The organism is Jiella marina (assembly GCF_024359545.1).
GTDB lineage: Bacteria > Pseudomonadota > Alphaproteobacteria > Rhizobiales > Rhizobiaceae > Jiella.
Genome location: NZ_JAKQZG010000002.1, coordinates 310517 through 324829, shown reverse-complemented (window position 1 = coordinate 324829; position 14313 = coordinate 310517). Strand labels below are relative to the sequence as shown.

Sequence of the window (14313 nt, the reverse complement as noted above, 5' to 3'; positions counted from 1 at the left end):
GCCTCAGAGACCGCATGCGCTCTGACCCTCAGAACGGCTTCACCACCACCAGGATGAGGATGAAGGCGAGAAGTACCGCCGGCACTTCGTTGAGGATGCGCCAATAGCGCGAGGATTTGGTGTTGCGGTCTTCGGCGAAGCGGCGGACGGCGGCCGACAGGATGCCGTGGATGCCGGACAGGATCAGGACGAGCACGATCTTGGCGTGGAGCCACGCGCCGCCTGTGAACCAGCCGCCGAAGACGCCGAGCCAGAGGCCGGCAACCCAGGTCGCGATCATCGACGGATTGATGATGCCCTTGAGAAGCCGCCGCTCCATGACCTTGAAGGTCTCCGACTGCGGCGTGTGGGGGCCGGCCTCGGCATGATAGACGAAGAGCCGCGGCAGATAGAGCATGCCGGCCATCCAGGCGATCACCGCGAAGAGGTGAACGACCTTGACCCACAGATAGGCGGAAGCCGGAATCAGGAGGAACATCAGCGCCGCCAGGACGACGGTGATGGCGAGGGCGATCAGGGCATTCTTCATGCGGTCTTCCAGCGGCGGGTTGCGCTTCGTCCTCGCTTGAATCGCGGGGGCAAGTCAATCGCGACATTCGTCCGCCGCCCTGGGCAAAGAGCCCGTACCGCGTGACGTCAGCCCGGCGCCATCGATACCGACGAAGATCGTCCAGCAGGCCCCTGGCGTTTCCATTCCGAGGGGCAGCCCCTTGGTTTCGGAGCCTTTCGTCGTTCGCCCATGTGCCGCCAGCTTGCCTATGCCGGATCGCCGATCTGCCTGCACCAGCTTCTGGTGGAGCCGGAGTGGTCGTTGATCGCCCAGTCGCGGGCGGCGCGGCTGGCGAAGACGCCGGTCAATGGCGATGGCAGCGGCGTCGGCTGGTACGGCGCCCGGCCTGAACCCGAGCTCTACCGGGGCACGCGGCCGGCCTGGTCGGACAACGAACTCCTGGCGTTTGCCCGCCAGACCTCGTCGCCGCTGTTTCTCGCCCATGTGCGCGCGGCGACCAGTGGCGCGGTCTCTCCCGAAAACTGCCATCCCTTTGGCGAGGGGCGGCAACTCTTCATGCACAATGGCCAGGTTCGGAACTATGAGCGCCTCCACAACCGGATCGATGCCCTGATCGGCAAGGATCATGCACCTTTGCGCCGAGGAAGCTGCGACTCCGAGGCGATCTTCCTGTCGGCCTGCGGCCGCGGGCTGCAGAACGACCCCATCGCCGCCCTTTCCAAGACCCTGGCCGCCATCGCTTCCATCGTCGCTGAAGCCGGCCTGGATGGAACGAACAGCCAGTCGGAAGGGTGCGAGGACGGCCACCTCTCCTTCGCCGCGACCTATTGCGACGGCGAGCGGCTGATCGCCTTTCGCTGGTCCGATCGCGGGCAGCCTCCCTCGCTCTATTGGCGGCGGCTCAACCATGCGGCGGGAGCCGGTGTGGTGATCGCCTCCGAGCCCTACGACGCGGCAGACGAGGCGTGGACGATCGTGCCGCCCTCCTCCGTGCTCTCGGTCTGGCCGGACGGTCGGATGACCATTGCGCCCTTCGCGCCCGACAGGGATCCGGCTGCTCTTTCGGGGCAGGAAGCGACACGGAGCATGGCATCCGCTCGCAGAGATCGGGCAGTCGCATAAGGAACGTGGCGTCCGGGGCGTCGCCGTCGGCAGGATCGGGCGGCGTCAGGTCGCGTAACCGCTCAGGAAGCGCGACGCCACCCAGCCACGACGCCCATCGCCGCCATAATTGATCAGGCACCAGCTTGCATGCCGCACGCAACGTTCGATGAAGATCCCGCTGTCACCGTCATGAAGCCCGTCGATGATCCGGTAGTCGGTGCCGGGTCCCTCGCGGACATTGAGAACGTCGTTATAGGCGATGCCGGTGACGCGATAGGGAATCTCGGTGGCGAAATGGGACCGCCAGTCATGGGCGGTCGCGGCGCCTGTTGCGGCAGTGGCGGCAAGAGTCAGTGAAATTGCGGCGAGACCATAGCGAAAACTGCGCATGCCTGCCTCCATGCTTCCGTTAGGGAAGACATGCTATACCCCAGCTTTTCGAAGCCGCACAGGGATCGGGCACGGCAAAAACCCGTTGACGGAACGCTTGGCGGTCACATTGTCGTTTGACCCGCGGCATCTGGCGCGGGCATCACGGAACGCGGCAGAACATCGAACGGAGCGATCATGACGGAGAAGCAACCGCCCGCTGTCGCGCGCGTCGCCGAGGCAGCCGAAGCCAAGGGCCTCAAGATCAAGATCGTCAGAACCGAGAAGACGGCCCGCTCGGCCGAGGAGGCCGCCGCGGCTGTCGGCGCCGAGGTCGGCCAGATCGTCAAGTCGCTGGTGTTCCGGGGCGTCGACAGTGGCAAGCCCTATCTCCTCCTGGTTTCCGGGGCCAACCGGGTGGAAGAGACGGCGGTGATGGGCGCGCTGGGCGAAGCGCTCGAGCGGCCGAACGCCGACTTCGTGCGCGAGGTGACGGGCTTTGCCATTGGCGGGGTCGCCCCGATCGGCGGGACCGGAGAGGCGGTCGTCTATATGGACGAGGATCTCTTCGCATACGCAACGGTCTGGGCGGCAGCCGGCTCGCCGAACCACGTCTTCGAAGTCGTGCCGCTTCAGCTCCGCAGCGCGACGGGCGCAACCGTCGGGCCGGTGCGCTGATCGTTTCTGCAGCTTAAATACGCCGACTAATCTAAATCTTAATAAGCCGGCGTTTCAGCTCCGTTGCATCGTATGTCGGCGCCTCGCAAACGCGGGAGCGGCAGAGGAACGCAGCGGGTTTCTTTGCCGGCTTCATCGATGCGATCGGCAGCTCTTCCGGAAGCCCCGACAGATCGTTCGCGAAGAGGTCGAGGCGATCGAGATCGACGGCGCTCCATGCGGCTTCGCGCATCGCCTGACCGGTCTCGTCTCCTTCCTCGGCTATGATGCAAAGCTCGCTGCCGCGGCGGATGCGACTGGCTGCGGTGACGATGCCCGGGTGATTGACTGCCGCTTCACCAACGCGGCCGGCTGCTGCCATGGCGGCGCGCTCGGCCTGTTCGCCGATGGCGATCGAGCCCGAGACCTGGCCCAGCAACGACAGGCCTTCGATCACCAGCGACGTTCCGCTCGGAACCGCATCGTCCTGGTCGCCGCGCAGGCTGAAGAGGACATCGGTCGCATCGCGGCTCGTCAGCATGTGCCCGTCGGCCCCGTCGCCATGCCATTTCGCGAGCTCTTCGGCGAGCCAGAGCGCTTGATCCACATAAGTCCGGTCGAGGGTTTGAGCGAAGAGCGCGACCGCCGCGTGGATCAGAGCGCCATAGTCGGATGACAGTCCCAGCCCGGCGATGCGGCCGTCGCGCGTCGCGTGGTGAAGCCTTCCGTCCACCACCATCGCGTCCATGACGAAGGCGAAGGCGCCTTTCGCCATATCTAATGCCCGTGTGTGTCCGAGGATCGCCGAGCTTTCCGCGAGAGCGCGGATCGTCATGCCGTTCCAGTCGGCGAGCACCTTGTCGTCGCGTCCGGGCCAGGGCCGCTCTTCGCGCGCATCCAGCAGTCGGGTGCGGGCTTCGCCGAAATCGGGATCGCCGGTTCGGGCACCGGGATGCAGGCGATGGAGGATCGACTTGCCCTCCCAATTGCCCTCCGCACTGACGTCATAGGCGCGTTTGAACTCGGCCGCGTCGCGGCCGAGCAGGGCATCGACCTCGTCTTCACGCCAGACATAGAAGGCGCCCTCCTCCGAATGACCGTCGGCATTGAGGCTGTCGGCATCCAGCGAGGACGCGAAGCCGCCGCCGGTCGTTAGCATCTCGCGGTCGAGCCAGCCGATGGTCTCTTCCATGCGCTCGCGATAGAGCGTGTCCCCGGTCGCCCGATACGCCCAACCGAGATGCCGCAGGAACTGGGCGTTGTCGTAGAGCATTTTCTCGAAATGCGGCACCAGCCAGCGATCGTCGGTGGAATAGCGGTGGAGCCCGCCGCCGAGATGATCGTAGATGCCGCCGCTCGAAAGCGCCCGCACCGTCTTGAGAAAGCCGTCGCGATGGGCCTCGTTGCCGGTCTCGAAGGCCGAGCGGGCAAGGATTTCCATGTGGGGCGCGTTCGGGAATTTCGGCGCACCGGACAGCCCGCCCTGGACCGGATCGACGATCTGGGCGATCCGCGCGGCGCTTTTTTCCAGATCCAGCGCTTCCAGCGGCCCGTTCGCCCCGGCACCGCCGATCACCGACTGAAGCCGCTCGGCGATGGTGCCGGCGCTCTGGTCGATCTCGGCGCGGCGCTCGTTCCAGGCCTTGGCGACGGCCTCCAGCACCTGGACGAAGCCCGGACGGCCGTAGCGCGGTTCTTTCGGGTAATAGGTGCCGCCAAAGAACGGCCGGCCGTCGGGCGTGAGGAACATGGTCATCGGCCAGCCGCCCTGCTCGCCGAGCGCGTGGAGTGCGGTCATGTAGAGATGGTCGATATCCGGCCGTTCTTCCCGGTCGACCTTCACATTGACGAACAGCCGGTTCATCACCGCCGCAACGCCGTCGTCCTCGAAGCTCTCATGGGCCATCACATGGCACCAGTGGCAGGCGGCATAGCCGACCGAGAGAAGGATCGGGCAGTCACGCGTCTTCGCCTCCTCGCGGGCTGCATCGGACCACTCCCGCCAATGGACGGGATTGTCCCTGTGCTGCAGGAGATAGGGGCTCACGGCTTCGGCGAGCTGGTTGCCTTCGATCATCGCGGCCTCCGTAATCAGCGATACATTGCTTGATTTGGACGGAGGCTAGTGCATTGGCGGGAGAGTTCGATGGATAAAATGACGAATCGGCGTGGTTTTACTTCTGGCATTTCCGCCAATGGGTAAAGCCAATGCGAGCGGCGATTCTGTCAGCGGGCTCATGAAACCATGCTAGCTTTCGCTGATGTGCTTCCAAAATCGCCAGTTTTTGCGTTTTTCCGTGCATAGCAGAAGTCAAAGACTGAAATCGACTTGACTCGCAACAGGCAAATTCCGAATTCTCAAGGGTCTTTGGAATCACCAGCACCAAAGACAAAGCCGAGGCGGTAGGACGCCTCGGCTTCTGGATTGTCTGGTTTCCCGCTGGCCGGCGGGTTAAGTGATCACTTGGGTATGGTTTTACGTCATCTCTTGTGTTTGTCAATCCGTCCGGCCAGCTCTTTCAGGAAGGGCCCTTAATGGCTGCTTATCTTCATCCTTTGACAGGAATAGAACTGAACCCCGTGGTGATCGAACGTAAGGCCCTCACTTACGAGGAGGCTGTAACAGCGTTCGTGCTGCGCGCCCAAGGATGCAAGTACAATATCATTGCCCAGCATCTTGGCACCAACACTCACCGCTTGGGAGAGGTGTTCAGGGGCGAAAAGCACATGGGAGCTGAGGCCAAGGCAACAGCGTTGCTGTTCGGAACGACCCAATAGCTACCCGTGTAAATCTACGAGAGAACCCCGCTTCTGCGGGGTTTTTTCGTCCCGCCAACCACCCGCCTGCATTTGGCTACTATGGCCGCTTCCCTCCTCCCGCTCCTCGCCTACGCCGCTGCCTTGGGCATTGCTGCCTTCATCCCCGGGCCGGGTGTCGCCGCGCTCGTGGGAGAGTCTCTGGGCAGCGGGTTGCGGACATCCTTTTTCTTCCTGGCGGGCCTGGCGCTGGGCGACCTCGTCTACCTCTCGATTGCCGTGGCCGGTCTGGCGGCGCTGGCCGAGCTCTTTGCCGAGGCCTTTCTCGTGGTGAAGATCATCGGCGGTCTTTATCTCGTCTATCTTGCATGGGTTTTCTGGACGAGCGGAGCGGGGCTCGTGGGTGTCCGGACCGCCAGGGCGCGGGGCGGTGGAAAGGCCTTTCTGGCGGGATTCACCGTGACGCTCGGCAATCCGAAGAGGATCGTCTTCTATCTTGCCCTCCTTCCGACCGTCCTCGATCTCAACGCCGTCGGCCTGTTCGAATGGACGCTGCTTGCCGTGGTGACGGTGCTGGTGCTTTTCGCCGTCCTGGCACCCTACGCCCTTCTGGCAGCCAAGGCGCGCAGCCTGATGACTCGGCCGGCGGCGCTGAAGCGGCTGAACCGCGCGGCCGGTGCCACGATCGGCAGCGCCGGCGCCCTGATCCTTGGCGAGGCCGCCTATGCGGCCTTCCGGCGGGTCTGACGTTCCGGGATTGCGGGACGGAAAGCGCAATTTCCACATGGGACGGTTCGCAACTGCGACCACAATGTCGTAGGCTCTGCCGGAGCGGCCCGACCGCGGCCGATGAACGACCGTCGATCCCTCCCCACCTTGCCAAGGGCGCTTCATGCACGCCGATACCATTGCCGCCTTGTCCTCTGGCGCCCTGCCCTCCGGTGTCGCGGTGGTGCGCGTCAGCGGGGCGGATGCGAAGACGGTTCTCGAAAACCTCTGCGGCGCCGTGCCGCCGGCGCGGCGGGCGAGCCTGCGCGCCTTTCGCAACGAGGCCGGTGACATCATCGACCGGGGGATCGCGATCTTCTTTCCCGGGCCGAACAGCGTCACCGGCGAGGATATCGCCGAATTTCATCTCCATGGCGGCCGGGCTGTGGTCGAGGCCTGTCTCGACGCCATCACGGCAACGGTCGGTGTGCGACTGGCCGAAGCCGGGGAGTTCACACGTCGTGCCTTCGAGAACGGCCGGATCGATCTGACCGAAGCCGAGGGCCTCGCCGATCTGATCGCGGCGGAGACCGAAGGCCAGCACAGGGCCGCGATCTCGCAGGCTGGCGGCGCGCTGCGGGCACTCTACGAAGGCTGGATGAAGCGCCTGACCGACGCCCGGGCTCGCCTCGAAGCCTCCTTCGACTTTTCCGACGAAGGCGATGTCGGCGAGGACGTCGCCGATGCCGTCGCGGGCGAGATCACGTCCCTCATCAAGGAAATCCGTCGGCATCTGCAACGTGCCGACCGGGGCGAGATCCTGAAGAGCGGCTTCAAGGTCGCGATCGTCGGTGCCCCGAATGCCGGCAAGTCGAGCCTCCTGAACGCGCTGGCCGATCGCGAGGTGGCGATCGTCACCGAAGTTCCGGGAACGACGCGGGACGTGATCGAGGCGACGCTCGATCTCGGCGGCATTCCGGTCCGCTTTTCCGACACGGCCGGCATTCGCGAGACATCCGACAAGGTCGAGGCCATCGGCGTCGAGCGGGCGCGGGAGGTGATGGCCCGGGCCGATCTGGTTCTGGCCCTCGTCGACCCGCAGCATGGTCATGGGCCGCTGGCTCGCATCACCGACCTTTTGTCTCACGTGAAACATCCGATGATGCTCGCCGCCGATGCCTCGCTGGAGGATCTCGATCAGGGCACCGCACGCGGACGCCGCCGGATCCTCACCGTGCGCACCAAAGCCGACCAGGCGGAGCCCAGGGGCCTCGTCGCCCGGTTCGGAAACGAATGGACGGATTTCAAATTCGACTTTCAGATTTCCTCCAGGACCGGTGAGGGTCTGGACGCCCTGATGAACAGGATTGCCGAACTCGCGGCGGAGGCTGCCGGGCTCGATGGCGCCGGCTCCCTGGGCGAGGCGATCCCGCTGCGCACGCGCCAGAAGGAGCTGGTCGCCGATGCGCTCCGAAACCTCGATGAGTTTGTCGAAAATGCCGATCAGCCGGCCGAGATCGGCGCCGAGACGCTGCGCCGCGCGTCCAACCGGCTGGGCGCGATCACCGGCCAGGTCGGGGTGGAAGACCTCCTTGACGTGATCTTCTCCGAATTCTGCATCGGAAAGTGAGCGATGGCAGGCTCGTCGATACTTTCCTGATGGCGCGTCTTCGCGCAGCACCGCCACGCGAGGCGGAGGGTGTAAACGAGCCGGCAACGGCCGATCAGTCGGAAACGTCCAGCCTGTCGTAGAGCTCGGCCATCGGCAGGTCGATCGCGAGTGCGGGAAGCGGTAGACTGGCCTCAAGCCCGGTGATGATCTCGACGCTCCATTCCCCTTGCTCCTCGCGGCTCCAGACCAGCACCTGTGGCCCTTCCGGCTCGACCACGACGATATGGCGCATGGAGGATACGCCCTTGTATTCCTCGACCTTGCGCAACCGATCGAAATCCCGAGTCGACGGCGAGAGGACTTCGAAGACGACGACCGGTTCCGCCGCGAGATACCCGTCCGGATCGAACGCCCCGCAATCGACACCGGCATCCGGTCGACGGATCTGGCCGGGAAAGGTTTCGACCCCGATGTTTGCCGAGAAAGGTCTGAACGGGGTTTTTCGGAGGAGGTCGACGAGACTGGTCAGAACGTTGGTCACGATGAGATTGTGGCCCATCCTGCGAAACGGCTGAAGCTTCGGAAAGCCGCCGACCAACTCATAGCGTTCCTCCTGGTCTTGCTGCCAGGAGAAGAAATCCGCGACGGTCCAGGGCTGATAGTCGGACAAGCTCATAGGAACGGTCCCTTGCTGAACCGCGCCCATTTTACCTCGATCCTCACGTATTAAGCCAGTCCAGCAGATGTGGTCGCGAAGAGCGCGCACAACAGAACCAGGCCGCCGCGCCGAGCGGATGAAAACTCTCTAACCCTTTGACGCATCGTCATCCTTGGGCTTGTCCCAAGGATCTACTGCCGGTGACGCACCAAAACCGTACCCGGATACTCTTCGTCCCACGGAGCGGTCGACAAACAGCCTTGGTAGATTCTCGGGACAAGCCCGAGAATGACGGACACGGAGGGATGGCGTCTGAGAGACGCAAAGGGATGAGCGCTGAAAAAAGAGCCAACTGAGCACCACACCGCAGTCCATGGCTGCGCTCTGTTTATAGACGGGGCGCATGCCACACCGTGCGCGGTGCGCAGGTCAGCGTCCGCCATGATGCAAGTGCCCGCCATACTCCTGTGGTGATCGGTTCTGATGCTCCGAGCCGCTAATCATTGTTCCCCGCCAGCCTTTCTTCTATAGCAAGGTCACAATTGCCGCGCACTGGCGCGCGAGCGCCATGTCTGAGAGGCCCGACAAGTCTCCCAAACCGTCACAAGGCGCTTGAAACCCACACACTTCGGATCGATCTCGCTGCCATGAGTGCCATCGACCAGACACAATCCCCTTCCCCCGCCGCCTGCGACGTCGTCGTGGTGGGCGGCGGCCATGCGGGCTCGGAAGCTGCGAGCGCGGCCGCACGGGCGGGGGCCGAAACCGTGCTCGTTACTCACCGCTTCGACACGATCGGTGCCATGAGCTGCAATCCGGCGATCGGCGGGATCGGCAAGGGCCATCTGGTGCGCGAGATCGATGCGCTGGGCGGGCTCATGGGGCTTGCGGCCGATCGCGGCGGCATTCAGTTTCGCATGCTCAACCGCCGCAAAGGGCCGGCGGTCTGGGGCCCGCGCACCCAGGCCGACCGCAAGCTCTATCGCGCCGCCATGCAGGAGCTGATCCGCGCTCAGGCGGGGCTTTCGATCGTCGAGGGCGATGTCTTCGATCTGGAGCTGGATGCGGCGGGCGCGGTCTCGGGCGTCATCCTCGGTGATGGACGGCGGATCGCCTGCCGCGCCGTTGTGCTGACGACCGGAACCTTCCTCGGCGGCCTGATCCATATCGGCGATCGCCAGATTCCGGCCGGGCGGATGGGCGAGGATCCCACGCTCGGGCTTTCCGGTACGCTGCGCAGGTTGGGGCTCGCACTCGGCCGGTTGAAGACCGGCACGCCCGCCCGCCTCGACGGCCGGACGATCGACTGGGACGCGCTCGACCGGCAGCGACCGGATGACGAGCCGGTCCCCTTCTCCTTCCTCACCGAGCGCATCGAAACCCGGCAGATCGACTGCGGCATCACCCGCACGACGCCTGCGACCCATGCGATCATCCGCGAAAACCTTTCCCGCTCGGCGCTCTATTCGGGCAAGATCGAGGGCGTCGGTCCGCGCTACTGCCCGTCGATCGAGGACAAGATCGTCAAGTTCGGCGATCGCGACGGGCATCAAATCTTTCTGGAACCGGAAGGCCTCGACGACGACACGGTCTATCCGAACGGCTTGTCCACCTCGCTTCCCGAAGAGGTTCAGGACGCTTTCCTGCGCTCGATCCCGGGGCTCGAACGGGTTACGATCCTGAAGCCCGGCTATGCCATCGAATATGATCATGTCGATCCGCGCGAGCTCGACCGCTCGCTCGCCGTGCGCAAGGCGCCGGGCCTGTTTCTCGCCGGCCAGATCAATGGCACGACCGGCTATGAGGAGGCGGCTGCCCAGGGTCTCGTCGCCGGGCTGAACGCGGCGCGGCTGGCCGGTGGCGCGGCACCCGTCATCATCGGTCGGGCCGACGCTTATATCGGCGTGATGATCGACGATCTGACTCGAACCGGCGTCAGCGAGCCCTATCGCATGTTCACCTCGCGGGCCGAATTCCGCCTGTCGCTTAGGGCCGACAATGCCGATCGCCGGCTGACGCCTTCGGCGATCGAATGGGGCATTGCTTCGTCCGAACGGGCTCGGGTCTTCGCCGAGACCGAAAAGGCCTTCCTCGCGGCGCGCCGGGAGCTGGAGGCCGCCACGCTGACGCCGGCCGAGGCGGCGCGCCATGGTCTCAACGTCAATCAGGATGGCCGGCGCCGCAGCGCCTGGCAGCTTCTCGCCCAGAGCGACCTCGGCCTCGACCGGCCACGGCTCCTGTCCATCTGGCCGCAGCTGGAAACGATCACGCCCGGGACCTTCGGGCGGGTGAAGATCGAAGCGGCTTATGACGTCTATTTGGAGCGCCAGCGCCGTGACCAGGAACAGCTTCGCCGGGACGAAGCGCACGAGATCCCTGCAACGCTTGATTTCTCCGCCATCCCCGGCCTGTCGAACGAGCTCAAGCAGAAGCTCGCAGAGCGGCGTCCCGCGAGTGTGGCGGAGGCCGAACGCATCGACGGGATGACGCCGGCCGCCCTCGCCTTGATCCTCGTTGCCACCCGCCGGAGCGCTCTTGCCAATGCGGCGTGATCGCCCTCGCGGCCGCTTCTCGCGCGATGAAGGACGGGGCCGGGAAGACGGCCGAGCCGGTCGCTTCGATCCGCGAGCACGCGCCGGGCAAAATTTCTCGAAGCCGACAGCAAAGAAGCCGTCCGCAAGCGAAATCGCGTCCGCCCAAGCCGAAGGCCGGCAATGGTTCACGGAGCGCTTCGCCGTTTCACGTGAAACGCAGGCGCGTCTCGACCTGTTCGTCCGGTTGCTGACCGAGTGGCAGGCGCGGATCAATCTCGTGGCGCCCTCCACGGTCGGCGATGTGTGGCATCGGCATGTCGCGGATGCGATCTCTCTGGAACACCGCCTGCCGGCCTTTTCGCAGGCCGTTGACCTCGGCTCGGGTGGCGGGCTTCCGGCCTTGGTCATCGCGGCTTGCCGACCCGAGGCCGCGGTCGACATGATCGAGTCGAGCGGCAAGAAGGCCGCGTTTCTGGCGACGGCACAGCGCGAGATGGGGGTTCGCGGCCGGGTCCACGCTGCGCGCATCGAGGATGCTGAAGGGGTGCTTGGTTCGGCGGACATCGTCACGGCCCGGGCGCTGGCGCCTTTCGGTGATCTGTTGAGCCTCGTCGCGCCGCATATTTCACGTGAAACACGCTGTTTCTTCGCCAAGGGCCGCAGTCATGAACAGGAAATTTCCGATGCCGCTGCCCATTGGCGATTCAGCATGATAATTCACGAATCGGAGGTCGAAGACGATTCGGTCGTGCTGGAAGTCTCCGAGATCGTCGCGCGAGACGGCTGAGCGCGCGATATTCGGCGTGAGCGCCGCCCGGACCGCGGTTCTGAAAGAGGAGCGCGGCGGCCGCTCGACCCAGACCGACCACAAGACAAGCGGATGTTTCAGCCGATGGATGTGGCAAGCGAAGAGCCCATGCGGATCATCACCATAGCCAACCAGAAGGGTGGCGTCGGCAAGACGACGACGGCGATCAATCTCGCGACGGCGCTCGCCGCGATCGACAAGCGCGCCCTCCTGATCGATCTCGATCCCCAAGGGAACGCCTCGACCGGTCTCGGCATCGACAAGGACGATCGCGAGGTCTCGTCCTACGATGTCCTGAAGGAGACGGTCTCGATCACCAATGCGGCGCAGCCGACGGTCGTGCCCAATCTCTCGATCATCCCCTCCACCATGGATCTTCTGGGGCTGGAGATGGAGATTTCCGGCGTCAATGGCCGCGCCTATCGGCTGCGCGACGCCCTGCACTTTCATCAGGAGGAAGGCGCACAGTTCGATTTCGTGCTGATCGACTGCCCCCCTTCCCTCAATCTGTTGACCATCAATGCCATGGCGGCCGCCGACGCGATCCTGGTGCCGCTGCAATGCGAGTTCTTCGCGCTGGAAGGCCTGTCGCAGCTTCTGCAGACGGTCGAGCAGGTGCGTGACAGCCTCAACCCGATGCTCGGGCTCCACGGCATTGTCCTGACCATGTATGACAGCCGCAACAATCTTGCGACGCAGGTGGTGCGGGATGTGCGCGCCTATATGGGCGAGCATGTCTACGACACGGTGATCCCCCGCAATGTGCGGGTCTCGGAGGCGCCATCCTATGGCAAGCCGGCGATCCTCTACGACATGAAATGCCCGGGCAGCCAGGCCTATATCCAGCTCGCCTCGGAGGTGATCCAGCGCGAGCGCCGGCTGGTCGCCGCCTGAGATTTCGGCAGAATCCGGGGCCTCGCGACGGGCCGCATGGGAGAATGACATGAGCGAAGACAGATCGCGGCAAAGACTGGGGCGGGGTCTCGCCTCGCTGATCGGGGCAGGCGTCGCCGCCCCTGCCCGGCCGGTTCCCGGGTTCGATCCGCAGCCGGCCGCGCCCACGATCCAGCCCGAGCGCTCGGTGCCGATCGACCGGATCGCGCCGAACCCCCACAATCCGCGCCGGGTGTTCAACCAGGCCGAACTCGACGAACTTGCCGCCTCGATCCGCCAGCACGGCGTCGTCCAGCCCTTGCTGGTGCGACCTCAGCCCGGGCAACGCGAGCGCTTCGAGATCGTCGCCGGCGAACGGCGCTGGCGGGCGGCGGGCCTCGCGGGCCTCGCCGAAGTGCCTGTGGTCATGCGGGAGATCAACGACCGGCAGTCGCTCGAAATCGCCATCATCGAGAACGTCCAGCGGGCCGATCTCAACGCGATCGAGGAGGCCCAGGGCTATCAGACGCTGATCGACGAGCATGGCTACACCCAGGCGGATCTGGCCGAGATCCTGGGCAAGAGCCGCAGCCATGTGGCCAATACGCTGCGGCTCCTGAAGCTTCCGCCGGAAGTCCGCGCCATGGTCGAGGAAGGTGCCCTTTCGGCCGGCGCCGCGCGCACCGTCGTCACTGCCGAAGATCCGGTGGCGCTCGCCCAGCGGATCGTCAAGGAGAACCTCTCGGTGCGGGAGGCCGAAGCGCTGGCACGCGATCCTGAGGTGATCGAGCCCGCGGCGGGTCAGTCTGTGTCTTCAGGACGTGGACGGGCGGCGCGCGAAACGAAGAAGAGCGAGGAGATCCTCGACTGGGAGCGGCGCCTTGGCGATGCGGTGGGCCATCCGGTTGCCGTCTCCCGCACCAAGGGCGGCGGCGTCAGCGTCGAACTCAGCCTCTCTGGCCCGGGAGACGTGGAAAACCTGCTTCAGCGCTTGCAGGATGCCGATTCCCGCGCGGTGCGTCATATCGAGCAGGGACCGCGGCTCCGGTCGGTTTGAGACCGGTTCGGGCCGCAGATTTCTCGCCGGTCCCGTAGCAATGACCGAGGGTGCCGACGCACTCGGCCGTTGGATCGTTCCGGCCTCCGCGGATTGGACAGGAGCGGCACCGGTCAACGACCGATGCCGTCGGTCTCAATCCACCGGTTGCCCGGTCGAGCGAACCTGCCAGTACTGGCCTGAATAGTTGTCGCAACGTGTCAGATGCGGCTGGTTGTTGTCGGGACCGCCATTGAAGATGTCCAGGCACATGTTCGGTCCCCGGAACTGGGTCACGAGGCGGTACGCGCCGCCATCCGGGCGGAACGACCAGAACTGGCCGGTATAATTGCCGCAAGGCGCCAGATGGACCTGGTTGTTCCGCGGACCACCATTGAAGACGTCGAGGCACATGTCCTGACCGCGGAACATGGTGGTCAGGCGCCAATAGTCGCCTCCCGCCGGAGAAAAACGCCAGTACTGGCCGGACACGTCCTGGGCCGGCGCCAGATGCGTCAAGTTGTTCTTCGGGCCGCCATTATAGACGTCGAGCCGCATATTGGGCCCGCGAAATTCGGTGGAAAGGGTGTTGTAGCTCCAGATGTCGATGGACTGTGCCTGTGCGGGAGCGACGAAAATGGCCGCGACGACTGAGGCGGCCATGAGAAGCGATATTTTCATCCACG

14 protein-coding genes are annotated in these 14313 nt (G+C 64.8%); 9 read left to right on the top strand and 5 right to left on the bottom strand.

Features of this window, described 5'->3' with window-relative positions; all coding sequences use genetic code 11:
- Positions 1 to 28 precede the first annotated feature (28 nt).
- Entirely contained in the window at positions 29 to 529 is a 501-nt protein-coding gene (gene hemJ, locus MF134_RS05025; protein ID WP_255338308.1) for a protoporphyrinogen oxidase HemJ, read from the bottom strand.
- A 210-nt stretch (positions 530 to 739) separates the two neighbouring features.
- On the opposite strand from hemJ, the gene MF134_RS05020 reads away from it, so the two are divergent.
- Positions 740 to 1633: a class II glutamine amidotransferase gene (locus MF134_RS05020; RefSeq protein WP_255338307.1), complete on the top strand. Its 894-nt coding sequence runs from the start codon at positions 740 to 742 to the stop codon at positions 1631 to 1633.
- Between the two features lie 45 nt (positions 1634 to 1678).
- On the opposite strand, the gene MF134_RS05015 is transcribed toward MF134_RS05020, so the two are convergent.
- Positions 1679 to 2005 (bottom strand): SH3 domain-containing protein, encoded by a 327-nt coding sequence (locus tag MF134_RS05015; RefSeq protein WP_255338306.1) that lies wholly within the window; start codon positions 2003 to 2005, stop codon positions 1679 to 1681.
- 177 nt (positions 2006 to 2182) lie between these two features.
- Between MF134_RS05015 and MF134_RS05010 the strand changes: the two genes are divergently transcribed.
- Positions 2183 to 2662: a YbaK/EbsC family protein gene (locus tag MF134_RS05010; protein ID WP_255338305.1), complete on the top strand. Its 480-nt coding sequence runs from the start codon at positions 2183 to 2185 to the stop codon at positions 2660 to 2662.
- Between the two features lie 31 nt (positions 2663 to 2693).
- Here the strand turns inward: MF134_RS05010 and MF134_RS05005 are convergent, their stop codons facing one another.
- The gene (locus MF134_RS05005; RefSeq protein ID WP_255338304.1) at positions 2694 to 4718 is read right to left on the bottom strand and encodes a thioredoxin domain-containing protein; all 2025 of its coding nucleotides are present in this window, start codon (positions 4716 to 4718) and stop codon (positions 2694 to 2696) included.
- A 458-nt stretch (positions 4719 to 5176) separates the two neighbouring features.
- Between MF134_RS05005 and MF134_RS05000 the strand changes: the two genes are divergently transcribed.
- The 3 genes from MF134_RS05000 (at position 5177) to mnmE (ending at position 7736) form a co-directional block, all read left to right on the top strand.
- Entirely contained in the window at positions 5177 to 5419 is a 243-nt protein-coding gene (locus MF134_RS05000; protein ID WP_255338303.1) for a hypothetical protein, read from the top strand.
- 81 nt (positions 5420 to 5500) lie between these two features.
- The gene (locus tag MF134_RS04995) at positions 5501 to 6145 is read left to right on the top strand and encodes a LysE family translocator (protein WP_255338302.1); all 645 of its coding nucleotides are present in this window, start codon (positions 5501 to 5503) and stop codon (positions 6143 to 6145) included.
- Positions 6146 to 6290: 145 nt separating this feature from the next.
- Positions 6291 to 7736 (top strand): tRNA uridine-5-carboxymethylaminomethyl(34) synthesis GTPase MnmE, encoded by a 1446-nt coding sequence (gene mnmE / locus MF134_RS04990; protein ID WP_255338301.1) that lies wholly within the window; start codon positions 6291 to 6293, stop codon positions 7734 to 7736.
- A 94-nt stretch (positions 7737 to 7830) separates the two neighbouring features.
- Here the strand turns inward: mnmE and MF134_RS04985 are convergent, their stop codons facing one another.
- A complete protein-coding gene (locus MF134_RS04985; protein ID WP_255338300.1) occupies positions 7831 to 8394 on the bottom strand; it encodes a Uma2 family endonuclease in 564 nt (187 codons plus the stop codon).
- Positions 8395 to 9023: 629 nt separating this feature from the next.
- Between MF134_RS04985 and mnmG the strand changes: the two genes are divergently transcribed.
- The 4 genes from mnmG to MF134_RS04965 all read left to right on the top strand — a co-directional run bounded on the left by mnmG (position 9024) and on the right by MF134_RS04965 (position 13648).
- A complete protein-coding gene (gene mnmG / locus MF134_RS04980) occupies positions 9024 to 10928 on the top strand; it encodes a tRNA uridine-5-carboxymethylaminomethyl(34) synthesis enzyme MnmG (RefSeq protein WP_255338299.1) in 1905 nt (634 codons plus the stop codon).
- Positions 10918 to 11697: a 16S rRNA (guanine(527)-N(7))-methyltransferase RsmG gene (gene rsmG / locus MF134_RS04975; protein WP_255338298.1), complete on the top strand. Its 780-nt coding sequence runs from the start codon at positions 10918 to 10920 to the stop codon at positions 11695 to 11697. Before mnmG ends, rsmG begins: the two co-directional genes overlap by 11 nt.
- Positions 11698 to 11826: 129 nt before the next feature.
- Positions 11827 to 12612 (top strand): ParA family protein, encoded by a 786-nt coding sequence (locus MF134_RS04970; protein WP_255338528.1) that lies wholly within the window; start codon positions 11827 to 11829, stop codon positions 12610 to 12612.
- 49 nt (positions 12613 to 12661) lie between these two features.
- Positions 12662 to 13648 carry a ParB/RepB/Spo0J family partition protein gene (locus tag MF134_RS04965; RefSeq protein WP_255338297.1) on the top strand — a complete coding sequence of 329 codons (987 nt, stop codon included), beginning with the start codon at positions 12662 to 12664 and terminating at the stop codon, positions 13646 to 13648.
- Positions 13649 to 13783: 135 nt separating this feature from the next.
- Here the strand turns inward: MF134_RS04965 and MF134_RS04960 are convergent, their stop codons facing one another.
- Positions 13784 to 14308 carry an RICIN domain-containing protein gene (locus MF134_RS04960; protein ID WP_255338296.1) on the bottom strand — a complete coding sequence of 175 codons (525 nt, stop codon included), beginning with the start codon at positions 14306 to 14308 and terminating at the stop codon, positions 13784 to 13786.
- Positions 14309 to 14313 lie beyond the last annotated feature (5 nt).